Here is a 25,017-nt window from a genome sequence, read left to right as displayed (position 1 = left end):
TATACGAATACTAAATATCATTAAAGTAATAAAACGGCCATGAAATTGGCCGTTTTAATATATTTCAAACTTTGTTCTGTAGTTTCCAACTTTATTTAGAATCCACAGCCGGCTCTTTATACTTTAACTTACTCAACCGTTACCGATTTTGCTAGGTTTCGAGGTTGGTCTACGTCGGTGCCTTTAATAACCGCAACATAGTATGAAAGCAGCTGTAGTGGAATTGTATATACAACTGGGGCAATCACGTCATCGACATGATTTACGTTGATTACACGCATCGTTTCGTCAGAATTGAACGCTGAGTCTTTGTCTGCGAATACATAAATAATACCGCCACGGGCACGTACTTCTTCTACGTTTGATTTAAGCTTTTCTAGTAGTTCGTTGTTTGGTGCCACAACAATGATAGGCATGTCGGCATCAATCAACGCGAGAGGGCCATGCTTAAGCTCACCCGCTGCGTATGCTTCGGCGTGAATGTATGAAATCTCTTTCAGCTTAAGCGCACCTTCCATCGCGATTGGGTATTGTGAGCCACGACCTAAGAATAGTGAGTGGTGCTTGTCAGCAAATTCTTCAGCTAAATCTTCAATCCCTTCAGCAAGTAGTAATGCTTCTTCTAACTTGTTAGGAAGTGTTTTAATTGCATTCACAATCGCACTTTGATCTAGGCCTTTTTCTTGGGCAATAGATGCCGTTAGCATTAATAAGCCAACAAGTTGTGTGGTGAAAGCTTTAGTTGATGCAACACCAATTTCAGCACCTGCTTTTGTCATAAAGGCTAAATCAGATTCACGTACTAACGATGAACCCGGTACGTTACAAATGGTCATTGAAGCCATGTAACCTTGCTGTTTTGCAAGACGAAGTGCAGCAAGCGTATCGGCTGTTTCACCAGACTGTGAAATTGTCACAAGTAAGCTGTTTTCATGTACAAATGATTCACGGTAACGGAACTCAGAAGCAATCTCGACATTACAGCTTACGCCTGCAAACTGCTCAAGCCAGTAACGAGCAACCATGCCTGAGTGATATGATGTACCACAGGCAATAATTTGTACGTGTTTTACGTCTTTAAAGATTTGCTGAGCACTATCGCCGAAGGCATCAATCGCTACAGTATCATTAACTAGGCGGCCATCAAGCGTGTTACGTACAGCAAGTGGCTGCTCGTAAATTTCTTTCAGCATGTAGTGACGATATTCGCCTTTACCTGATGCATCTTGCGTAATGTTTGATTCAATCACTTCGCGCTCTACTGCATCGCCGTTTGCATCAAAAATTTCAACACTGTCGCGAGTAATACGAGCAACATCGCCTTCTTCAAGGTAAATAAAGCTACGTGTAACAGGTAATAGAGCAAGTTGGTCAGAGGCAATAAAGTTTTCGCCAAGACCCAAACCAATCACCAATGGGCTACCAGAGCGCGCTACGATGATTTCGTTGTCGTTCGCTTTATCAAAAACAACGGTACCAAATGCACCTTCAAACTGCTTCACAGCAGCTTGTACAGCTGCTAAAAGCGTATCGTGCTGTTGGCGAAGTTGGTGAATAAGGTGCACCATTACTTCAGTGTCTGTTTCTGATAAAAACTCATAACCGTCGCCTTTAAGCGCATCACGTAGACTGGCATGGTTTTCGATAATACCGTTATGAACTAAGGCAATTTCGCTGTTCGAAACATGTGGGTGAGCATTCGCTTCAGTTACGCCACCATGAGTTGCCCAGCGTGTATGTGCGATACCTGTAGTACCATTTACTGCTGCATCATTCAGTGCCGCTTCAAGATTAGCAACCTTACCCACTGACTTTACAGTGTTTAGCTCAGTACCTTTAAGTAAAGCCACACCAGCCGAATCATAACCACGGTATTCAAGACGCTTTAGGCCTTCAACAAGTATTTTGTTTACTGGGCGTTCTGCAACAGCCCCAACGATTCCACACATAATTTCTCCTTTTGCACATGCCAAAGCGTTTTACTTTGGGCGGTATGTGTTGTCATAAATTTAATGTAATAAGGTGTTGTCGGTCTTATTACGGGTTATTCAATTTCTGCACAGATCAGCTGTACTCCACATGCTGTTATCGCCTCACGCTTATCTGCGCTTAGATTGTTGTCTGTGATAACAGTGGTAACACGCTGCCAAGGCAGTTCTAAATTAGGTATTCTTCGGCCAATTTTTTCTGACTCTACCAGCACCACTACCTCTCGGGCAGCTTCAGCCATCACTTGGCTAAGCCCCACTAATTCATTGAAGGTTGTGGTACCTCTATCAATATCAATGCCATCGGCACCAATAAAGAGTTGGTCAAAGTCGTAAGAGCGTAGAACATTCTCCGCAACTTGGCCTTGAAACGATTCTGAATGCGGATCCCAGGTTCCCCCAGTCATCAATAATGTTGGCTCATTTTCTAATGAAAGTAGTCGGTTAGCGACATTAATAGCATTGGTCATCACCACTAAACCGCGTTTACTCGCAAGCTCTGGGATCATCGCCGCGGTAGTGCGACCGCTATCAATGATGATGCGGTTATGATCTTTAATCAGCTTTGCAGCGGCCTGTGCGATTGCCATTTTGCGAAGCGAGTCGCTTTTCTCATTGCTATTTGCAACGATTTCTTGCGGCAGTGCAATAGCACCACCGTACCGGCGCAGTAATAAGCCACTTTTTTCAAGTGCTGTCAGATCTTTACGAATGGTCACTTCAGAAGTTTGAAACTGCTCAGCTAACGCTTCAACAGCAACTTCACCAAGTTCATTCACTTGGCTTAAGATTGTATGGCGACGTTGTTGAGTGTTTCGTTTTGTCATTTATATGATCACATAAGTTTCGTTTCGAAAGTTTTTGGATTTTAAACGAAACAATATAAATGGCAAGTCAATGTTTTGAGAACACACCTTATTAAGATATGTGGCCTATAGAGCCATTGATTAAATGCTTAAAGAAACTATTTCTGTAGATTGCTTTCCTAACCTTTTAATAATAATTAAATTATTTATCTTATCCACATAGAAATAAGGCCAAACTTCATTAAATGGAAACTCCTGTGTTAACAGAGTGCTGCCATCAACATCATTTATATTCATTTCATAGAAAGTTGTATTGCCAATAAGGTTATAATTACTCCATAACACTCTATCTTCAACAATAGCCCAGTTTACAATTGCATCGTTAGGCAGCGTTATCGGTAAGGCCGTAAAGCTATTATTATAAGCATCAAATCGAGATAAATTCCCCCACTCGTCACCCACTATGTACCCTCCTTCAAATTCGCGAATATAACGATAACCTTTAAAAAGGAGCGTATTCGTTCTATCTGCCATAGTCTGTTCAAAAATCTGCCACTCCCCATCTGTTTTGATAGAATAGAGGATAGAGTCTTCATTATCGGAAAAGCTGACATCCCCGATCAATTCATCTGTTTTCGATACGTAATTCAATGTATTCGTTATGACATTGAATATAGCGGTTCGGTTATGATGCTTGAGTAATACATATTGTCCAGATTTTGAAGGACTGATCAATTTAAGTGGCTGCTCGGTTTTAAATAATTCAACTTTACTTGCAGAGTTATGCTTTTCATGTAGGGTTAAATAATTAACTTTATTGCGTTTTTCTATCACCCACACTTTATTGCCTAAAGAGTGATAGGTGGTAATACGCCCCTGTTCAGTGTTATTACTTTGTATCACTTCTGTGGTTTTAAATACCTCCATAGGAAGCTTTTTTTCAATAAAAGTATTAAGTCTTTCGCGAGTTTTAATCGCCAATAAAGTATGTGGGTCAAGTACGTTTAGAGCTGTAACAGTGGTATTCATAACCACTTCTGTATTGCCTGTTTTAATATTTAACTTTATCAGTTGTTTCTTATCAGCAAAAACAAGGTGCTCATCATTAAGCCATTGCAAGCTGTAAATCACATCATGATGATCATAATTAAAAAGCGTGTTGCCGGTTTCAGGATCAAGAATACGTATGTTATTACGTTTACTGTCTAAAAATACTCTAAGCACAGCAACTTTACTCATATCAGGTGAAATATCAGCATATGAGTCATACACCCCTTTTTGAGCCACAGATGTCACTTCTTCTATAAGGCCGCCTACTCTATTTAACTTATAAAGAAGCATGCTACCGTGAGGTTGCTTTTGCCCTGTAAAAAATAGGCTATTATCATTTTTATTAAAAAATACACTGGTAATAAAATGAAAATCGGAAACTAACACCTCTACGTTATTCGCTGGGTTTATTAGAGATACCCTCTTAATTTTTGCAGAGCCAACATCATTATCCGAAAAGTATAAATATCGATCATTATTTGAAAATGCTAATCCAATAGGCAAGGTTGCAGTGTCTGTGAGAGGTTTAATTGACTGATTATCTAGATTTTTCAAGTAAATTTGATAATTACTCTCGTGACTTAATCGATTGCTAAAAGCGATGTACTTACCATTATTCGATACGCCAAGTGATCGCTTTTCAGAAGTAATAGTGTCAATAACTGTCAGGGGATCGTCATGGTTTTTTTTAGGTAGAAAATATACAAACAGAGCGCAAATAAATGCTATCGAAAAGGTTGCTAATATAAGGTTATATTTTTTTCTTTGACTAGTTGGGATGTGTGTATTCGAAGGTTGCTCTGTTTCTATAGAGGACACTTCTTCAATAGTGCAAATAAGCTTATAGCCCCGTTTCGGAAGAGACTGAAGAAAAGTAGGTTCTTTGTGATCATCACCTAATACACTACGGATTTTACTAATAACTCGTCTAACAGCAGCATCAGAAACACAACGATCTTGCCATAGGTTTTGGTGTAAATCAGCCATTGAAATGTAACGGTCGTTATGCTCAATAAAATACATTAAAACAGCAAATACCTTTGGCTCTAATATAATTGACTGTTCATCAACCAGAAGAGACATCTCTTCTGTATTTAAATAGCACTTTCCAATCCGAATAAGCATACAACTGAGTCACTCATCTACCTTAATGATCCCTCTACAAAATATTGTACTTTACTATTAACTAGGTTACTACAAACAATATAAACACTTGATAAATAAAAAAGTTACAGTTTAGTCACAGTAAAATCAGAGGAAGATTATTGGTTTCATGATTGCCTTTACGTATTTTACCTTCTCGACTTCAAGCCTTTTGCCACAGCATTAGTAAGTTAAAAATATTTATATTGATAAAACGTGCATTGATAGCAGAGAAATGATCACATGAGTTAGGAAGGAAAAAAATAATGAAACTCACATCTAAACTTATTTATCAGGGGTTAATTGGTTTGTCAGCCATTATGCTTTTATCTGGTTGGCGGTTAGGGTTTGCAGATAATGCAGAAGTGCTCTCTCTTGAATCTGTAACGATGGCAAAAGTAGAGCGAGGTGACTTTTCTATTAAAGTTGAAGGTTATGGTTCTCTTCAATCAATTAATAAAAGACTGCTCACAGCCACCAGCAATGCTGTTGTCGACGAAATAAAGCTAAAAGCAGGGGCCGTTGTAGAGCCTGATACAGTTATCCTGACATTAAACAACCCTGAGCTTGAGAGTAAGCTTCGTCTAGCTTTAGCAAAGCTCAAAAATGCAAAGACACAGAAACGTCAAACTTTGTTAGTGCAACAACGGGAGCTGTTAAACAATGAATCAAGTATCTCTGAGTTAAAAGCACAAGCAGAAATTGCCATGCTCCAAGTAGAAGCCGAACGCTCTTTAGCTAAGTCGGGAATAGTCTCTGGGATTAGTGCTAAAAAAAATGAATTGGAAGCGAAGCAGTTACTTAAACGCATCAGCCTCGAAGAATCAAAATTAGACAAGCTCACTGAAATGCAAAAAGAAGCACTTTCAATTCAAGATGATCTTATTTCTCAAGCTGAAGATGAGTTCAACGTCGCAAAACTTATGGTCGAGCAATTATCTGTAAAAGCAGGAATGAAAGGGGTCATCCAGCGCCTTCCTCTCAGTTTAGGGCAAAGTGTAACAGCAGGCTCTGAGCTTGCACTCATTGGCAGCCTATCGCCATTAGTTGGGGAAATAAAAGTTCCGCAAATTCAAGCGCACTTAATTCAAATGGGCATGAAAGCCGACATTACAACACTCAATGAGCAGGTGCATGGACGAGTCGTTCGTGTTGACCCTGTTATCAATGATGGTGCTGTACAGGTTGATATTGAACTTGAAGCAATTGAGCATGGCAGCATGAAACCAATGCAACAGGTTGATGCAACCATCTACGCTGACGTACAAAAAGATATGAATTACATAAAACAACCCAGTGATGCTAAAGAGGGAGCCTATGGTTCACTATTCAAGCTAACGAGTGATAACAGGGCTGTTAGAGTTGATGTGCAATATGGCAAAACATCAGGACAGCTAATTCAAGTGTTATCAGGCTTAGAGCCTGGCGAGCAAGTTATTATTTCCACCTTAGATATTCCTGCTGAAACAAAAATGATAAAAATAGAGAGCTAGAAGTATGAACACTGAAATTTTAAGGGTTAATAACTTAACTAAGTCCTTTACCAATGGCGATCAAGTTAGTCAAATTTTAAAAGGAATTAGCTTCACTGTTTATGATGGCGAATTTATTTCTATTTCAGGCCCATCAGGGTGCGGAAAATCAACTCTGCTGAATATTATGGGATTACTCGACACCCCACAAAGCGGTGAATATTACATCGACGGCTTACTGGTTTCTGATATGGACTCAACGCAGCGCTCTAAAGTTCGTGGAAACAGAATCGGCTTTGTATTTCAATCTTTTAATCTAATAGATGAAATGACCATCTTAGAAAATGTAGCACTGCCTTTAAAATACAGAGGGGATTCGCTTTCAACGCGCCATGCACGAGCTTTAGATTGCTTAGAAAAAGTAGGCCTTGCAGATAAAACTGATTTATACCCTAACCAAATATCAGGGGGTCAACAGCAACGCGTTTCCATTGCTCGCGCTTTAGCTGGTGATTCAGGAATTATGCTTGTCGATGAACCAACAGGTAACTTAGATTCTAAAAACGGTGATGCCATCATGGCATTGATCAAAGACCTTAATCAGCAAGGCACAACTATCGTTTTAGTGACCCATGACCCGCGTTATGCCAACATGGCATCTCGTAATATTCAATTAAAAGATGGCTCAGTAATAGCTGAAAATGATGATATCAATACGCCAATAGAGGCAAATCGAGTTGCTCAGCCATGTTAAAAGTAGCCTACAATACCTTCAAACGTGCTAAACAGTACTATTTAACTACCGTATTTACATTAGCGCTCACTCTTTGCATGGTACTAAGTGCATTTAGCTTAGTGGATTTAGTCTTTTTCTCCCCCTTACCTTATCAACAAAGTGATAATTTATATTTACTGGAAGGCACCGTAAACTCAAAAAGCTATTCAGGCCCTGCTAGTAATTCAAAAGTAATGAGTTATATAGAGAATGAAAATACTCTCTTTACTGACATGGCTACCTACCATAAGTGGACCAGTTATAAATTATTAGACAGGCCAACTAGACCCGCTGTAGACGTTATTCTTGCATCTAATAACTTGTTTGACCTGCTTGGTGTAAAACCTGAACTTGGCAGATTATTTAATAACACCGAGGCGCTCGGCAGTAAACACATGTCTGTCGTTTTAGGCTATAGGGCATGGCAAGAACTTTTCCAGGGGCGAGGTGATATCATTGGTCAAAAAATACAGTTAAATCAACGCCGATTTACTATTGTTGGTGTAGCTACAGATAATCTTGTTCTGCCCCACTACAAAAATATAAACGATGCAATATGGTTACCTATTGATGTCGACGAGGTATTTGATCCCAAAACAGCAAATGGGTTTATGGGTGCATACAAAAGTGTGGTTAGATTAAAAAGTACAGTATCAGAATCTGCAATCACACAACAGTTATCAGATCTATCACTGAAAGGCGCTCAGCTCTATGCTCCTAATATTCTGAAAGACTTTACTGTTAACGCACGTATCACGACATTTAGTGAAGCATTAAAAGGTGATAGCGGAAAAATAGTACTTATGTTGCTTTTAGGCGTTTGTTTATTATTAATCATTGCACTGATCAACCTGTCTAGTATGCAACTTGCAAAAGCAATTACCCGTATAAAACCTATTGCTATTAGCTTTGCATTTGGGGCAAGTACAAAACAACTCATTGTTGAAACACTAAAACATAACCTATTACTCATTAGCATTGCTGTCATACTAGCATTAACACTCACCCAAATAGGGTTTATGGTTATTCAAAGCTTAGCCGCAAACGCCATACAACGATTAGATACGCTTTCGCTAAGCATTAATACGCTTCTCTTTTCAACATTTTTGATTGTTACTATTGCTGCACTGTATTCATTTATAGAATTGAGTGTCGTAAAAGAGAAAAACTTAATTAGTAGCTTGCAAAGCAGCGGTAAAGGAACCGGAAAACAAATGAGTTCAGCGACAAGCCACTTGTTAGTTGGCTTACAGATCTTATTCTCCTTTTTAGTATTAACTGCCGCAAGTCACGTTGTTTTGGTTACACTCTCTGAAGCACTGAGAGATAATGGCATAAACACTAAAGGTAAATACTCACTTACAATAAATTACAGTAATATCGACAAATCTAATGAGCGAATCAATATTCATAAAGCGGTTATCCAGCAGTTATTAAACCTCAATAATGTGAGCAGTTTGGCAACTTCATCAGAACAGCGCTTACCCGATACGGTTAACGTCAATCAAATATATGATGAAGCTGGTCAATATATTGCGCAAGCGCGTAATAGCTTAGTTTCCAACAATTATTTTGCAGAATTAGATCTTAAATTAACAGGCAAGGGCTTTAACAAAGGTGATGAAAAACTCAAAAATCCGCCAATTGTAGTCAATCAACGCCTTGCGGATATGTTGGATAAAAACACACAAAATGTACTAAATAGTAAAGTCAGCTTTGACAGCAAAACGTTTTATTCTATCGTAGGTGTAGTCAGTAATACCTACGTACCAGGAAGACCTGAAAGTGAAAACTTTGAAGTGTTCACACCCAAAGATTTCCCAGGCTGGAGTCAATATACCTACCTTCTAACAATGAAAGATTCCGCATCAATATCGCAAATTCAGCAACTGATCTACGGGATTGATAAACGCTTAGATATACATTCATTAGCGTCATTAACAACTCAATTTGATGAGCAACGACAACGCCATTTAAACGCTGCCTGGCTTGCTATTGTCCTTGCATCAACATCATTGCTTATGGTGTGTATTGGCATAAACGGCATTGTTAACTACCTAATTAAAGTACGCAAATATAGTTTAGGCGTTAAGCTTGCTATGGGCGCTGATAACCTAAGATTGTTAAAAGAAAGTTTACTAGAGCTTATGCAACCCATAACGATGAGCTTGGTACTCGCCTTTTCATTAGCATTTTTAATCATTGGTTATTGCTTTTCACTACCAAATGTAACCCTGACTATAAACTGGTGGCTGACACTATCCATCTGGCTTGGCCTTTTAACTATGGCTGTCATCACGAGCTTTTTTCCAATCAATAAAACACTTAGACAAGATCCAATAAAGGCATTACGCAATGAATAGATTTCTTATATTTATAGTATTGCACGCAGTGGCACTTACAACAGAACATTAACTCCTTTTGGCTTTCAGGGTGAAAAGCGTACGTTATGGCAAGCAAAAGAGACATATATAGACTTATCACCAATCATGTTCGCAGATAAAATACATTCGCCATTACTGCTTATTCATGGCGAAAATGATCAAAACTCCGGTACTTACCCCATGCAATCCATGAGAATGTATCAAGCATTGGTTGCGAATAAAAAGACAACTCAACTCATTATGCTCCCTTATGAAGGCCACTCTTATAGAGCGAAAGAGAATTTAACATACTTACTTAAAGAATAGTCTGCTTGGCTCAATAAATGGTTAAGACCTCCCAATGCAAAGTTCTGACGTAATATCACATGCTCTTTTGCAATCGGTAAAGGACAGCGTAAAATGTGACTACTCTACGCATTACATAATAAATTATGAAAGCATTTAATAGTTTAGAAGAGTCATTTATAAAACAACGAAAAAATGCCCATGAAATTTGCCGTTTATTTGCCAAAAGCCCAAGTAAAGGCAATTTAAAACGACTAAGAAGCATGTTTGCTCACTGTGGCGAACAGGTTGTTATTGAAGCTGGTTTTCATTGTGATTATGGCAGTGGTATTAAAATAGGTGATCGCACCTTCATCAATATTAACTGTACAATGCTTGATGCACCGCTATCTGATGCGCAAATTACGATAGGCGATGACTGCTTAATAGGCCCTAATGTGCAAATACTCGCGGTATCGCATGCAGTAAACCCAACCGAGCGTTTAGCAAAAGCTAACTTTGCAGCACCGATTAGCATCGGCAACAATGTATGGATTGGTGCAGGCGCTATGATACTTGCAGGTATTACAGTTGCTGATAATGCCGTGATTGGCGCAGGGGCAATAGTTACCAAAGATGTCGCGGCAAACACCCTAGTAGCAGGTAACCCCGCGGTGAAGATAAAAGATATTTAAGTACACACTTAAGTCACATCGTTCGCTAAAGCACATACTACACGAGCCCGCTACGTATATTTTATACCAATGGTATAGTTGTTTAGATTAACCTGATAATCAATGGGCTTACTAGGATTAGTCCACAACCAAAACCAACTTTTACTTGCCATGCTTTATATTTACCTGTGACTTTAATCCCTAAAAATGGACTTAATAAATCGACGCGACGCGCACCTATAAACACTAGCCAACAAAGAATAAAAGTGAGACTTAGTATAAGTAGTGACTCCATGAAACCACCTAATTGCAGCTTCGATAAATAAAAGGCAAGGCCAATAATCACACTTTGATGTAAGAGATAAAAAGGAAATACCGCTGAGTTCAATAAAGCCAATTTAGGGTGATCGTGATTTAAAAAACGTTGTGCTAGTGCCAACATCATTAACACACCAACTAATCGTTGCGCGGTATACAACATATCCATGCCCGTAATTTGCCACTGACTGGCAGCTGAGTTTTGCCAAATCATGTTATAGCCCGCCACTACAATCAGGTAACCTACAATAAATACCACGCATAATGCCCTCCAATGAAGAAGTAGCCGACTATAAAATACTGAGTGCCACGCAAGTAAGTAACCATAAAGTAAAAATAAAGCACCCATGGGGTATCGAAATGTATCGCTCGGCCAGCTCAACTTTAAAATACAAAGCGGCAATAGCAATACGATAAAAATAATTAATAACGACTGTTCACATAGACGTGTAATCACTGTTTGAACATAATGGTGATGAAGCAGTGGCAGAGCAAACACGAGCAATAAGGTAAATTGCCATAACGAGCGTAAGTACCAAAGATGGTTTACATCAACATGAGGCCAAATACCTGCTTGATAATATTCAAATAGAGGGTTTGTCAAATCAAAAAACTGCAAGTAAAACTGCCAGTAACTTATCGCTAAACCGGTCTCTTGGCTCATTTGCGCATATAGCTGAACTGGCACAATAAACCAAACTCCAATTAATAATGGCAGTAATATTCTGACACTGCGTGATATTAAAAAACCACCTAAGCTAGCGCGCGCAATTATGAACCTCAGTGCAGCACCTGAGATAAACCAGATTAACCCCATCCGCCAAGGCGACAATAAGAGCATGATGTTTTCTATATTGCTGGATAAATACTGACTTTTAAAGTGAAAGCCCCAATTTTGAGTGTATAACATACCTGTGTGGTAAAAAATTAATAAGCCAAAGGCAAGTACTCTTAGCCAATCTAAATCATAACGACGCGGTGGTAACTCAACGGCTTGATTAAACGCATTTTGCCATGGCTGTAATAACGTGCGTGTTGTGTTTTTAATTATTATTTTAAGTTTCATGATTGATTATGGTTACGACAAGTTAATAACAACTATGAACAACACATAACGTTAAGCTATCAGAAAAGGTCGATAAAACAATCAGTAGGGATAAACGGTGGATATCAGGGATAGTATGTTTGGTGATTTATCACTATCTTGTTAGTCTAATTACGGTCTTCAAAGAGTAACAATAATAATGATCACCTTAATGCATTTTCAGCGTAACCGAACTTGGTATGCGACATTATTTTTATTTAGTTATATTTTTATAAATAACACTATTAATGCCAGCTCAGATATCATGGAAGCCCAACGCGATGGTGAACTGTCATTTTTGCTTTGGGAGCCCTTTGTCTGGGAATATTCAAGCGCTATCGGCACCTTACTATTATTTCCTGCTTTAGTTTGGTTATTGCAAACCCAACCCTTTAATTGGCAAAAGATCACTCGCTCATTGCTCACTTATTTATTCGCAAGCATTATTTTTTCCTTATTACACGTAGGGATCATGGTCGCTATCCGTGAGTTCATTTACACAATTCAAGACATGCAGTATGACTTCGGGTTGCTGTGGTTTGAGTTACTTTATGAATACCGTAAAGACTTATGGGGGTTTTTATCTTTAATTGTGATTATTAAAACGTATCAATACATTGTTAGCCAATTAACCGGCGAAGCCAAGCCAATCAATCATGAAGAAAACGCCCAACAGGATTTGAATTTCGACCGATTACTGGTTAAAAAACTAGGCAAAGAGTTCATCATCTGTACAGATCAAATTGACTGGCTTGAATCTAGCGGCAATTACGTAAACCTACATATTGGCTCACGTATTTATCCGCTACGTACAACCATGACCCATCTTATATCTCGGTTAGAACCGCAAGGTTTTTGCCGTATTCACCGTTCTCATGCTATTAGACTCGATGTGATTGAATCAATCACGCCATTGCCAAGTGGTGATAGTGAAGTGAAACTTACAACGGGAAAAATACTTAACTTATCACGTCGTTACAAAGAGCAGTTTAAAAAACAGGTTAATTCGTCTGCCGCTCATTTTTAGCTAACTGTATATGACGTTTTTCTGCATAAAGAATTTGCTGGACTTGGTGGCCATTTAAAGGTGTAAAAAAGCCCAGCTGTATTGCTAGGCTTGGAATGGATCATGAGTTGTGTGTTACTCATAACGAAGGATTAATGATGGACGGGTGCTGGCCGCCTTGAAGGCAAGGGTTGCGACAGTCAGCCAAGTAAAGAGTGCGACCAAAAGTGCCGCAGTGCCATACACCCACACGGCTTGCTCAATACGGTCGTTAAAACCTTGCAACCAGTCATCCATTAGCCAATAAGCTAGAGGCAAAGCAATTGCCGCTGCTGCGAATACTACGATTAAAAACTCACGGGCAAGTAGGTTAACTAAACTTAAACGGGTTGCACCCAATACTTTTCGAATGGCTAATTGCTTTTGCTGACGTTTCGCTGCAAACGCAGCAAGTCCAAATAAACCTAAGCAACTTAAAAACATGGCCAGCACAGAGAAGTTTCGAATGAGCACAAACAAATCATGCTCGACGCTATAAACCTTGGCTAAGTCTTGCTGCATCAAGCTAAATTGCGGATCGGCGGTTAAATTAAACTGCTTTAAAAGCTGGCGTAACTGATTAAATAACTGAGAAAAGTTTGCTTGTTCGGTGCTTACCACCAATCGAACGGTTGATTGCGAGCTATACCCTGCTGAAAATGACACAGGCAGCCAATCATCTTTCGCCGAACCGACTTTAATGTCTTTTACCACACCGACAATGGTTGCATTAATATTGCGATAAAGCCCCTGAACATGCAGACCTACCACCTCATCCACATTATCGTAGCCAGCACGCTTTGCCATTTGTTCGGTCACCAAAATAGCCATTGCTTGAAGGTTACCTTCGCCCTGCTGCGCCTCAGTATGCTCATCGGTAGAGTGCAGCCAATCGCTCTGAAACTGTGGTGAAAAATCTCGGCCTGCAAGTAGTGTCAGACCCAAGGTTTCAACGGCATGGAAACCTGTGCCTATGGTCGGTGGCAGTTCGCTTTCTTCGTAGCCATTGGGCCAACGGAAATAAAAGCTTTCAAGAATACTGTCGGTTAAATCTGTGTCTGTAGTGGTCACTTGCATGACACCTGGCAGCGCACGGATCTCATTAAGTATCGCGTGTTCTTTTTCCATCAATTGCTTGCTGCTTAAATCATGTATCACAATGCGATCTGTCGCATCATAACCAAGCGACAAGTTTTGCAAGAACGTTAACTGTTGTAAGCTCACCATAGTACAAACAATTAAGGCCATTGCCATGGCTGCTTGAAATACTAACAGGCCTTTACGCACCGCTTGACCTGTTTGCAATTGCCCTGCAAGTAAACTTTTTAGCGATGCGCGTGCGACACAAAAAGCCGGATAAGCACCAGATATTAAAGCCAATAAAAACACCACGCCCAATACAGCTAGCAATTGTGACCAGTCCCAAATAAGCTGCAATGGTCGATTCGCAAAGGCACTAAAACTTGGTAATAACATCTCAACCCAACACAACGCTAACAACGTAGCAAGGATCACCAATAGCAAGGCTTCTAACAAAAATTGCAGTATTAATTGTCGCTTACTCGCCCCCAAGGTTTTGCGCATGGCAATTTCTTTGATGCGATAAAGCAATTGCGATACCGCAATATTAATGTAATTGGCTGCAGCAATAGCGAGTAGTAAGACACTTAGCACCAAGCTCAAGTTCACTAAAAAAGCCGAGCCGCCTGGTTTAAATTCAAAGGGCGAATGGGCTTTAAAGTACACCTCTCGCATCGGCACTAAACGATACTCAAGTTGGCTATTCTTTAACTGATATTTTTCGATAAGACGACTAGCTAACAGCTTTTCGATGTCTTTTAAATCAGCTCCTTGCTGAGTTTTTAGATAAACATAACTCGATATATCGTTATGTATGGTGAAATCAACAGACACTAAAGCATGGAACAAAAAGTGACTGTTATCGGGTAAATCATCAAAAACAGCACCCACAGTGACACTTTGCTCGCCCATCAATAACGTTTGTCTGAACGCTTTACTGGCGCTACCAAACAGCCTTGTGGCTTCACTGTTACTCAGAGCTATTTGATTGGGCACAGAGAGTACTTGTTCTAGGTTGCCAAGCATCACCTCTAAATGAATAAAATCGCGAATATTAGCCGATGTACCATATAAATTACGCAGCTTAAATGCTTGCCCTGCAACATTAATATGAGCGGAAAGCAAATCGCTATCAACCACATCTGCCAACACCAATAAATCGCTTACATCGCTGCGTGAAGACACTGTTTGCGCAATGCTTACAACCGTTAATGGGATCTCTTCTAAGCCGGGTACATTTACATCAACATGCAAACGATATACTTGCTGATGATCGGGCTGCATTTTATCAAACGACAATTCGTACTCTGCGAATAACGCCACTAAAAGCGCCCCAGCAAGACCTATGCTTAGTCCAAAGACATTCAAAAGCGCGTACAACTTATGCCGCTTAAATACCCTAAATGCCGTGGTAATGTGTGATACTAACATGTTTTACCTTTAGACCTTACCTGTTCTACCTAAAAATGCCCCATCAGCTACGCCGATAGAGCATAGTCTTGACTAAAAACTCAATTTACTCATAACGAAGGATTAATGATGGACGGGTGCTGGCCGCTTTAAATGCTAGGCTTGCCACCGTTGCCCACGTGATAACCGCAACGACCACAGCCGCAGCGCCATACACCCACACAGCTTGTTCAATGCGGTCGTTAAAGTTTGCTAACCAATCTCCTACTAAGAAGTAAGTAACCGAGTAAGCAATAGCAATACTCACGCCCACCAGCACTAAGAACTCTTTAGCAATGATATTTACGATACTGATGCGAGATGCACCTAGCACTTTTCGAACTGCCACTTCTTTTTGACGACGCACTGTTGCAAACGAAGCCAAACCAAAGGTACCTAAGCAAGTTAAGAACACAGCAAGACCAGTAAAGATTAAAACGACATTCGAAATTCGCTCATCACCTTTTAACAGGGTTTTGTAGTTGTCTGCGAGTAAATTAATTTTCGGCTCATAGATATTGGCTGAGCTTGCTAATACTTCAGCGATCTGAGCTTTAATGTAAGGCAAGTTTTGCTGATCAATCGTTAAAATTAATTCTGATACAGGTGATAAAAAGTTAAAGCCACATAAGAACATAATATTTGAGTTGGCATCTTTAGCATTACCTACCTTTACATCCTCAACCACACCCACAACACGCATATCTACGCCGCGACCTGAGTCTTTAATTACCTTACCGATAATATCACTCATGTTAGTGTAACCCGCTTGCCTTGCGACAGATTCAGTCACAATGGTACCCGTACTTGTTACCCCATTTTCACGGCTTGCCCAATCACCAGCAAACTCACGGCTAAAGTCACGGCCAGCAACCAGTTTTAATCCTAGCGTTTTTACAACATCATAGCTTGCACCTACAACAGGCGTTAAGCTGCCAGACGCTTCACCATTTGGCCACGTTGGCATGAGGGTATTATTGATTGAAACCGTCAAACGAGTATCAATCACTGTTGTTTGCTGTACGCCTTGAATCGCACTAATACGGTTAACTAAGGCATTTTTTTCTTTTGTGAATACTTCGCCTACAGGTAGCTCTGAAATAACCAATCTTTGTGTTGTTTCATAGCCTAAAGGTAAGCTTTGTAAGTAAGTTAATTGCTTTAACAAGGTAATAGAGGCAATGATTAAACCTATTGCTAGCGAAGCCTGTAAGGTTAGTAAGCTCTTACGAACCCATATTGCAGTATTACCACGCTGTAAGTCACCACTTAAAACGCGTTTTGCACTGAATGACGAAATAAAGAATGCAGGATAAAGCCCAGCTAATATGCCCACAGCAATTGCGACCACAATAATTGCAATGCCAAATTCAGAGGCATAATTCACGCCCAATTCGCGGTCTACTAGCTGATTAAAGCTTGGTAAAAATAGCTCCACTAAAGCACATGCAATCACCATTGAAAGCATTGATACCAACACAGATTCAGATAAAAACTGCGTTACTAACTGGCCTTTACTTGCGCCAAGCGCTTTACGCACACCCACTTCTTTTGCACGTTTAGTCGATTGAGCGACGGTCATATTAATGAAGTTAAAACCTGCAATAAGAATAAGTAACACACTTAAACCAACACAGATCATGACCACTTGTTTAGCACCACCTGCTTTCATCTCAAACGGTGATTTTGCCGTTAGGTGCAAATCAAGTAATGGATGCAGCTCTAAACTAACTTGTTCCAGCATCGAACCGCTAAAAAAGCGCTCTGTTAAGGTTTTAGCTAATGCATCGGTATCGGTGCCCTCAGCTACACGCATATAAACATAACTACTGTTGATGTCTATTTTGCTTGGATCATGCTTAACATAAACAAGGTTTTTAAAAGCAAAGTGAGTGTTATCTGTTAAGTCTGCAAACACGGCACGCACTGTGTACTGTCCTTGTTCATGTGTTAGTGTTTCACCAATCACATCGGTGCGACCAAAAATGCGCAGTGCTTCTGATTCACTTAAAGCAAGGCTGTCTGGTGTACTCATTGCTGTTGTTAAGTCACCTGCAAGCGTTTCTAGAGCAATAAAGTTTTCAATATTTGCTGAAGCACCATATAAAGCATTTAACTTATAGCCTTGGTTGCGATAACTCACATCAACCATAGCTTCACGGGTCAGCTCGACCATAGTTAATCCGAATACTTCTTCAACTTGGCTGTAATCTTCGGCCTGCTTTGACTGCACATAATTAAAAATAGGCACCACAGCTAAACCAAGTTTTGAGAAGTCTTGGCCAACGCGATAAACACGCTCAGCATGAGGCTGTTGGCTATCGTACGAAAGCTCATTTTTTGCAAACAAAGCAACTAGAATTGCCGCAGCTAAGCCCACACTTAAACCCAGAACATTTAAAATAAAGTGCTGTTTTTGGTTTTTAAACGCACGCAGCGCGGTGATCAAATAACTTAAAATCATGTTATGCCACCTCTGCTGTTTGTTGAACACGGTTAGCTTTATCAACCATCACTTGGCCATCAAGTAAGCGCACTAAACGGTCAGCATAATTGCCTTCTTTTTCTGAGTGAGTAACCACAATTACCGTGGTACCTTCGCGATTTAGCTCACGTAGCATCGCCATGACTTCATCACCATTTTTTGAATCAAGGTTACCCGTAGGCTCATCCGCTAAGATTAGTTTTGGATTAATCACGAGAGCTCTGGCTACTGCTACACGTTGCTGCTGACCACCCGATAACTGCTGCGGTAAGTGATCTGCTCTATGGTCGATTGCAACACGTTTTAAGATTGCGTCTACTCGCTGTTTACGTTCACTTTTTGAGATGTTTTGATACTGTAATGGCAGCTCAACGTTTTCAAATACTGTTAATTCATCAATTAAGTTAAAGCTTTGGAAAACAAAACCAATCGACGCTTTTCTAAGTGTTGCTAATTGCTTTTCACCAAACCCTGCGATGTCTTCACCTAAAAATTCAAAACTGCCTGCAGATGGCGAATCCAACATACCTAAAATAGAGAGTAATGTTGATTTACCACAGCCAGATGGCCCCATAATGGCAAGAAATTCGCCTTCGTTTACATGTAAGTTAATATTGTTAAGCGCTGTTGTTTCAACATCTTGAGTACGGAATACGCGTGATAAGTTAGTTAATTTAATCATTGTTTTTATCCTTAAAATTGTAGTTGTTGGGCTTTATCAAAGTTGCTGTAGCTAGAGGTGATCACGCGATCTCCGGCGCTTAGGCCACTTAACACTTCATAATAGTTTTGATTCTTTTTGCCAAGACGAATGTCTTTTCGTACTGCACGATTGCCATCTTTATCCATGACATAAACCCAGTTACCTCCTGAGCTGGTAAAAAATGCGCCGCGTTCAAGTAATAAAGCAGTGCCTTTGCTATCACCTAGCATCAGCTGTACATCAAGGCTTTGCCCACGTTTTATGTTACTCGTGCCATTAGGTAAATCGACTTCAACCTGAAACTGTGATTGCTGAACACGGCTATCAATTTTGCTAACCGTCGCCGCAATTTCGCCTTGCTCGTGTTCAATAAGCACTTGCATACCTGTTTGAACTTGGCTTAGGTAAAACTCATCTAGTCGCACAACTAGCTTGTATTCATTAGGAATATCAATCTGTCCTAGGCGAGCACCACGGCCTTTTGATTCACCAATTTCAACATCAAGTTCACTTAAATAGCCATCGGCAGGTGCTGTTACGAGTAGGTTTTCAAGGTTCTTACGCGCAAACTGAAGGTTTTTCTCTAGCATGTCGGCACTGTCTTTTAACTGAGCTACCTGAACTTCACGAATGCTGTTTTCTTGCTTTTGACGCTCGAGGGTTAGTTCTTTACGCGCTTTGTAATACGCTAAGTCTTCTTGAATTTCAGATAATTGTTCTTGTGCTAACACACCCGTTTTCACTAGCGGCTGAGTCTGTTTTAAGCGACGCGATAAATGTGTGATTTTAAGATCGATTTCAAGCAAATCACGGCGTAAGTTTAAACGGCTGGTTTCCATATTCATTTGCGTGTTACGTAAAAAGTTAAGCTGCTCAGTCACCTGTGCTTCACGGCTCATTACATCAAGCTGCAAGTTAGTATTGCTTAAACGCACAAGTGGTTGACCTTTTTTAACAAACTCCCCCTGCTCAACAAGTCGCTCTTCAACTTGGCCTCCGGCAATGGTGTCGAGATAAATGGTAGTGCGAGGCATAACCTGACCACGAAGACTTAAAGCATCAACAAATTCACCTTGTTGTACTGTGCTAATCGTTAAGCTTGTCGCGCTTACTTGCTGGCTTCGACCTGTTTGCTCAGTTTGCGTGAAACCATAAGCTGCAGCCGCAACAGCTAAGCACGCAGCTGCAATTACTGATTTCTTAAAAAATGCTTTGTTATTTGAGCGTGTAATTTTCTTATCCATGTTGACGCCTTTAAGTTATCTAGGTGCTAATTACCTATAGATAAAACAACTCTTGTGCCAACTTTTATTTTTATTAAATTACAACAACTTATATAAAAACCAATAAAGATATATATAATCAAGTGTCCGCTTATAGAACACTTCAAAACCCATATATCGTCCATAAATGGACACTCTTACTATTTTCAATTAGTCTTAGTGTTCCCATAAAGGAATAATAATAAATAGCTATGAAACAAGCAGGATCAATTCTTATCGTCGATGATAACCCCGACGTACTTATCGCCGCACGATTACTTTTAAAGCAGCATTATCAGGTTGTAAAAACCACAGATAACCCCTTTGATATTGAAGGTATTATTAACGCACAGCATGAGGCGGATCAGGCTATTGATGTTGTGTTACTCGATATGAACTTCACGCAAGACTCAATTAGTGGCAAAGAAGGATTCTACTGGCTAAAAAAAATCATGAGCCAAGACGCTAACATTGCGGTACTGCTTATGACGGCCTACAGCGATATTCAGCTAGCTGTCGAAGCAATTAAAGCTGGTGCCTCTGACTTTATTGCCAAACCTTGGCAAAATGAGCAATTACTTGGTGCTGTTGCAGCGGCATTTTCACACGCTAAAGACAAACAGCAAGTTGGTAAGCTCACAAAACAAAAGCAGGCCTTGCAGCAGTCAATCGGCAATCAACCATTTGAGTTTTTAGGCCAAAGTGATGCCATGCAGCAGGTTTTTTCGGTTATCGACAAAGCAGCCAACACAGATGCCAACATATTGATTAGTGGCGAAAGTGGCACAGGTAAAGAACTCACCGCACATGCAATCCACAATGCAAGCCAGCGCCAAAGCCAACCCTTCATAAGCCTAGACATGGGCTCACTAGCCGAAAGCCTGTTTGAAAGCGAACTATTTGGCCATAAAAAAGGGGCGTTTACTGGCGCGAAAGAAGATCGCATTGGCCGATTTGAGCTGGCCCATGGTGGTAGTTTATTTTTAGACGAGCTAGGTAATTTACCGCTTAACCAACAAGTTAAACTACTTGCGGCACTACAAAACAGGCAAATAACACCGGTTGGTGGCTCAAAAGTCCTCGATATTGATATTCGTTTGATCTGTGCAACGAATGAAAACCTCGAACAAGCAGTGACTGAAGGCAAGTTTAGGCAAGACTTACTGTACCGTGTTAATACGGTAGAGATCCATTTGCCAGCTCTGCGTGAGCGCAGTGAAGACATTCCATTACTGTGTAACTACTACTTGCAACACTTTGCACATAAATACAAACGAGAGTTATCAATTACGGCATCTGATATGACACGTTTAAGTCAGTATCATTGGCCAGGCAATGTCCGTGAACTTGCGCATGCAATTGAGCGAGCAGTCATCCTCTCAGAAGGTTCAGAGCTCGATATAAGCTCAGTGATAAGCTCACCAAGTACCAGTGTAAGCACAAATGAACTCTCTACAAACGCTGCTGACTACGACACTTTTGATCTTGAAATCATCGAACAGAGAACCGTTCGTGCAGCTTTAAAGCATTTTCAAGGCAACGTTAGTCACGCAGCTAAAGCACTCGGCCTGACACGCGGAGCCATGTATCGTCGTTTAGAAAAATATGGACTTTAATCTATGCGAAATTTCATTAGCTTAGCTGGCCTATTAGCTGCACTAATTGGTTTCTCAATTGCTTTGTTTTGGCAAGTACAGCAAAGCGGGTTTTCTGCAATTTCGGCACTTTTAGTTATTTTAAATTTGGTATGTGCCGCGCAAATTTTTAATTTATTTAAACGCCAAACAAGGCGTGCAGATATGGTTTTTCGCGCTTTAGCGAATGGAGACAGCACATTAGGCTTTGGTGACCAACACCCTATGCAGCAACAATTTGAGCAGGTTAAACAACAAATTCAGGCTGCACGTTTTAATGCAGAGCAACAAGCCCAGTTCTTACAAGCGCTATTAATTCATATCGATTTAGCAGTATTAGTATGTGACGAACAAGGCACTATTATTGAAAGCAATCCGGCGGTTAGTCGTTTGCTTGGGCAAGCTGTAAAGCACATCGATGATTTAGGTGTAATAGCCAACCTAGTCCAAGACGCTAAACAAAATAGCCGTAATACCGTGCCATGGCAAAATGGTGAGCAGCACGATACGTTATCTGTGCAGATCAGTATTGCCGAGATCCAAGGTAAAGTTCGTAAAGTGATCAGTTTGCAATCTATTCATGATCAGCTGCAATTAAAAGAGCAACAAGCTTATAAGCGCCTCACCAAAGTACTGACTCATGAAATTGCTAATTCGATTACGCCACTCTCTTCGTTAGCACAAACTTGTACGGCACTGCTGCCAAATGAGCTTAGTTTTGATGATCAGGAAGATAAACAAGACTTGCAACTCGCCCTAACAACACTCGCATCACGAACCGAGCATTTAGGCGAGTTTATAGCGCAATTTAAAAAGGTTAGTAGCTTACCCGCCCCACACTTACAGCCACATATTCTGGCAGATCTTGCCAAGCAAGTTGTCGCTCTGCACTCACAACAAGCTAAGCAACTTAATATTACTTTGAATTTATCGGTGCAAAGCCAACAGTTAGTAATGATAGATAGAGGCCAAGTTGAGCAAGTGATAATAAACCTGCTTAAAAATGCCCTTGATGTACTTAAACAATTAAATAATCCAGAGACAACTAAATGCATAGAGGTAAATATTGCACAAAATGCTAATCAGCAACTGTATTTAGAGGTCAGCGACAATGGTACAGGTATCAGCGATCATGTGATTGAGATGATTTTCGTGCCATTTTTTACTACCAAGCAACAAGGCTCAGGAATAGGCTTAAGTTTATCGCGCCAGATCATGCTCAATCATGGCGGCGATCTGGTATATATCAAACGCCAGCAAGGAGCCTGCTTTCGTTGCGTGTTCGGTTAGCTTACATAGTTAGAACACTTACTTACAATTTGCTAAGGCGCTGTTTGGTATCATGTACCCATTAACGTTTAATGGATTAACCAATATGAAGTACCTCGCCTTAGCACTGCTCTCATCACTTGCCTTTATTCCTACAAAAAGCTTTGCTGGTATTTATGACAGCCCTAATATGAACCTGTTTGTTAAGTCAGAGCATAATAGTACTGATTCAATCACCTCAGCCGGCATCGAATTTATGGCTAAAAATAACTACAGCAATTTCGGCGCAGCATTTACAACGGCACTAGGCTCAGCAGAAGTATTTACTAAAAAAGGTGATCGGGAGACATTTCTAACCTTAGATAGCGGCATCAAATTTGGTTATTTCAGCGACTTTTTTGTCTATGGCGAAGTGGGCTTAGATTTAATTGAGCTTGCTGTATACGACGACCGCGATGACCACGACTACAGCGACCGCTATGATGACAATCACAATAATATTGATGGCTATGTTGGTGTGGGTATGGGCGTGGACTCAAAGCCATTCAGAATAGAGGTCTATGCCAGAGCCAGAGAAATAGACAGCCGCTATTGGGAAGCACAAAACCATGGTTATGCTGGGTTACAAGTTAGTATTTCGTTTTAATTTCAATTGGGTGAGTAAGTTAGCGAGCTGTTAATCTAATGGTCATTTTTAGCTCACCCTATGTTAAGCTTAGGCGCTTTAGTTTACCCGCACCTAAGTTAACGGAGTATTTTAATACGTGTTTTTAAATCGATTTTTAGGCCTTGTTGTTGTTTCTCTCATTGTAACAGGCTGTCAGACTGCCCCTGAGTCTCTTCCCGAAAAGAAGCCCACCATCAAAACCAATCCTGGTACTGTGGTTGCAGAAGCTAAAACAAAACAAGTAGACGCGGTGACACCGCTCAAACCAAGTGAGCTTGATGACGTATGGCAACGTATTCGCATTCAACTGCAGTTTAGCGATTCAAGTCACCCAGATGTACAAAAGCGCATTGCTTGGTACCTTACTCATCCAAATTACATGGAAGAAATAAGCCGCCGTGCAGCGCCGTATTTGTATCATATCGTCACAGAAGTAGAAAACCGTGACTTACCAATAGAACTCGCTCTAATGCCGCTTATAGAGAGCGATTTTGATGCCAGTGCCTATTCACACAAACATGCATCGGGTTTATGGCAACTCACCCCCTCAATCGCCAAATACTTCAAAGTAAAAATTACCCCTTGGTATGATGGTCGCCAAGATGTGGTCGACAGCACCCGTGCAGCTTTGGATTTTATGGAATACCTTTATAAACGCTTTGATGGCGATTGGTATCACGCTATTGCTGCCTACAATATTGGTGAAGGGCGAGTATTACAGGCAATTGCTCGTAATAAAAAACAAGGTAAGTCGACGGACTTCTTTAGTTTAAAACTACCATCACAAACCAAACAGTACGTACCTAAGTTACTGGCCGCAGCACAATTATTAAAACACCAAAGAATGGTATTCCCTGCGATTAAGAATGAGCAAGCTATTGCAACCTTACCAGTGACTGGTGCAGTGATCTTAGCAGATAAAGCGAAGTGGCAAGAGCTTGAAGAGCTAAACCATGGTGTTATCCGATACCCAGCGGTGATTGATGCGCCACATATTGTGGTCCCCAAAGATCAGCAAGCAAGTTATCAAACTCTATTAGCTAATCAAAAGAGCAATGATTATAGCCAGTGGCAACATTACACAGTTAAACGCGGTGATAGTTTAAGTGTGATTGCAAAGAACTATAAAGTAACAGTTAGCCAACTGAAAACCTTCAATAACCTAAAAACAAACACCATTCGTATTGGTCAAAAGCTGATATTGCCGCAATTAGCGGATCAGCAAATCGAGTATAAGGTGAAATCTGGCGATAGCCTTTGGAAGATAGCAAAGCAATACAAAGTCAGTATCACTAAGCTTAAACAATGGAATAACCTTTCAAGAGATAATTTAAGAGTAGGTGAAAAGCTCACGGTGTTTATCTCAAATAGTTAATACCAAATCAGGGAGTTTTACTCCCTGTCTCTTTTATCTATCCAATTAAAGTTGTATCTTTATTAGTCTATAAAAACAACAATCAATAAT

General features: G+C 40.3%; 18 protein-coding genes. 10 read left to right on the top strand and 8 right to left on the bottom strand.

Going from position 1 to position 25,017, the window contains the following annotated elements; all coding sequences use genetic code 11:
• Positions 1–128: 128 nt before the first annotated feature.
• From glmS to EVU92_RS04350, 3 genes are all read right to left on the bottom strand, one after another.
• Entirely contained in the window at positions 129–1,949 is a 1,821-nt protein-coding gene (glmS, locus tag EVU92_RS04360) for a glutamine--fructose-6-phosphate transaminase (isomerizing) (protein WP_130050154.1), read from the bottom strand.
• Positions 1,950–2,044: 95 nt separating this feature from the next.
• Positions 2,045–2,815 (bottom strand): DeoR family transcriptional regulator, encoded by a 771-nt coding sequence (locus EVU92_RS04355; RefSeq protein ID WP_054552250.1) that lies wholly within the window; start codon positions 2,813–2,815, stop codon positions 2,045–2,047.
• A 120-nt stretch (positions 2,816–2,935) separates the two neighbouring features.
• Positions 2,936–4,969 carry a winged helix-turn-helix domain-containing protein gene (locus tag EVU92_RS04350; RefSeq protein WP_130050153.1) on the bottom strand — a complete coding sequence of 678 codons (2,034 nt, stop codon included), beginning with the start codon at positions 4,967–4,969 and terminating at the stop codon, positions 2,936–2,938.
• Positions 4,970–5,253: 284 nt separating this feature from the next.
• On the opposite strand from EVU92_RS04350, the gene EVU92_RS04345 reads away from it, so the two are divergent.
• The 5 genes from EVU92_RS04345 (at position 5,254) to EVU92_RS04325 (ending at position 10,577) form a co-directional block, all read left to right on the top strand.
• Positions 5,254–6,480, top strand: coding sequence for an HlyD family efflux transporter periplasmic adaptor subunit (locus EVU92_RS04345; protein WP_240701297.1), 1,227 nt, complete (start codon positions 5,254–5,256; stop codon positions 6,478–6,480).
• A 4-nt stretch (positions 6,481–6,484) separates the two neighbouring features.
• Positions 6,485–7,213: an ABC transporter ATP-binding protein gene (locus EVU92_RS04340; RefSeq protein WP_130050151.1), complete on the top strand. Its 729-nt coding sequence runs from the start codon at positions 6,485–6,487 to the stop codon at positions 7,211–7,213.
• Positions 7,207–9,597, top strand: coding sequence for an ABC transporter permease (locus EVU92_RS04335; protein ID WP_130050150.1), 2,391 nt, complete (start codon positions 7,207–7,209; stop codon positions 9,595–9,597). The genes EVU92_RS04340 and EVU92_RS04335 overlap by 7 nt, the downstream gene beginning before the upstream one ends.
• Positions 9,598–9,924 carry a prolyl oligopeptidase family serine peptidase gene (locus EVU92_RS21755; protein WP_130052222.1) on the top strand — a complete coding sequence of 109 codons (327 nt, stop codon included), beginning with the start codon at positions 9,598–9,600 and terminating at the stop codon, positions 9,922–9,924. It begins immediately after the preceding gene.
• A gap of 125 nt (positions 9,925–10,049) precedes the next feature.
• Positions 10,050–10,577, top strand: a complete 528-nt coding sequence (locus tag EVU92_RS04325) for a sugar O-acetyltransferase (RefSeq protein ID WP_130050149.1) — start codon at positions 10,050–10,052, stop codon at positions 10,575–10,577.
• A gap of 82 nt (positions 10,578–10,659) precedes the next feature.
• Here EVU92_RS04325 and EVU92_RS04320 read toward each other — a convergent pair whose 3' ends face one another.
• Positions 10,660–11,940 carry an acyltransferase gene (locus EVU92_RS04320; protein WP_130050148.1) on the bottom strand — a complete coding sequence of 427 codons (1,281 nt, stop codon included), beginning with the start codon at positions 11,938–11,940 and terminating at the stop codon, positions 10,660–10,662.
• Positions 11,941–12,121: 181 nt separating this feature from the next.
• On the opposite strand from EVU92_RS04320, the gene EVU92_RS04315 reads away from it, so the two are divergent.
• The gene (locus tag EVU92_RS04315; RefSeq protein ID WP_130052221.1) at positions 12,122–12,985 is read left to right on the top strand and encodes a LytTR family DNA-binding domain-containing protein; all 864 of its coding nucleotides are present in this window, start codon (positions 12,122–12,124) and stop codon (positions 12,983–12,985) included.
• Positions 12,986–13,099: 114 nt separating this feature from the next.
• Here the strand turns inward: EVU92_RS04315 and EVU92_RS04310 are convergent, their stop codons facing one another.
• The 4 genes from EVU92_RS04310 to EVU92_RS04295 all read right to left on the bottom strand — a co-directional run bounded on the left by EVU92_RS04310 (position 13,100) and on the right by EVU92_RS04295 (position 19,964).
• Positions 13,100–15,514, bottom strand: a complete 2,415-nt coding sequence (locus EVU92_RS04310) for an ABC transporter permease (protein WP_130050147.1) — start codon at positions 15,512–15,514, stop codon at positions 13,100–13,102.
• A gap of 85 nt (positions 15,515–15,599) precedes the next feature.
• Positions 15,600–17,996 (bottom strand): ABC transporter permease, encoded by a 2,397-nt coding sequence (locus EVU92_RS04305; protein WP_130050146.1) that lies wholly within the window; start codon positions 17,994–17,996, stop codon positions 15,600–15,602.
• A gap of 1 nt (position 17,997) precedes the next feature.
• Complete coding sequence (locus tag EVU92_RS04300; protein ID WP_063528939.1) at positions 17,998–18,699, bottom strand: ABC transporter ATP-binding protein; 702 nt, start codon at positions 18,697–18,699, stop codon at positions 17,998–18,000.
• Positions 18,700–18,710: 11 nt separating this feature from the next.
• Positions 18,711–19,964 carry an efflux RND transporter periplasmic adaptor subunit gene (locus tag EVU92_RS04295; RefSeq protein WP_130050145.1) on the bottom strand — a complete coding sequence of 418 codons (1,254 nt, stop codon included), beginning with the start codon at positions 19,962–19,964 and terminating at the stop codon, positions 18,711–18,713.
• Between the two features lie 230 nt (positions 19,965–20,194).
• Between EVU92_RS04295 and EVU92_RS04290 the strand changes: the two genes are divergently transcribed.
• The 4 genes from EVU92_RS04290 (at position 20,195) to EVU92_RS04275 (ending at position 24,927) form a co-directional block, all read left to right on the top strand.
• On the top strand, positions 20,195–21,598 hold the full coding sequence (locus EVU92_RS04290) for a sigma-54 dependent transcriptional regulator (protein WP_130050144.1): 1,404 nt from the start codon (positions 20,195–20,197) through the stop codon (positions 21,596–21,598).
• Positions 21,599–21,601: 3 nt separating this feature from the next.
• The gene (locus EVU92_RS04285) at positions 21,602–22,906 is read left to right on the top strand and encodes an ATP-binding protein (RefSeq protein ID WP_130050143.1); all 1,305 of its coding nucleotides are present in this window, start codon (positions 21,602–21,604) and stop codon (positions 22,904–22,906) included.
• 85 nt (positions 22,907–22,991) lie between these two features.
• Positions 22,992–23,531, top strand: a complete 540-nt coding sequence (locus tag EVU92_RS04280; RefSeq protein WP_130050142.1) for a hypothetical protein — start codon at positions 22,992–22,994, stop codon at positions 23,529–23,531.
• A 118-nt stretch (positions 23,532–23,649) separates the two neighbouring features.
• Positions 23,650–24,927 (top strand): LysM peptidoglycan-binding domain-containing protein, encoded by a 1,278-nt coding sequence (locus tag EVU92_RS04275; protein WP_130050141.1) that lies wholly within the window; start codon positions 23,650–23,652, stop codon positions 24,925–24,927.
• Positions 24,928–25,017 lie beyond the last annotated feature (90 nt).

It is taken from the genome of Pseudoalteromonas sp. MEBiC 03485 (genome assembly GCF_004195145.1).
In the GTDB taxonomy this organism is placed as follows: Bacteria; Pseudomonadota; Gammaproteobacteria; order Enterobacterales; family Alteromonadaceae; genus Pseudoalteromonas; species Pseudoalteromonas apostichopi.
This window is presented reverse-complemented; position numbering and strand designations above follow the sequence as displayed.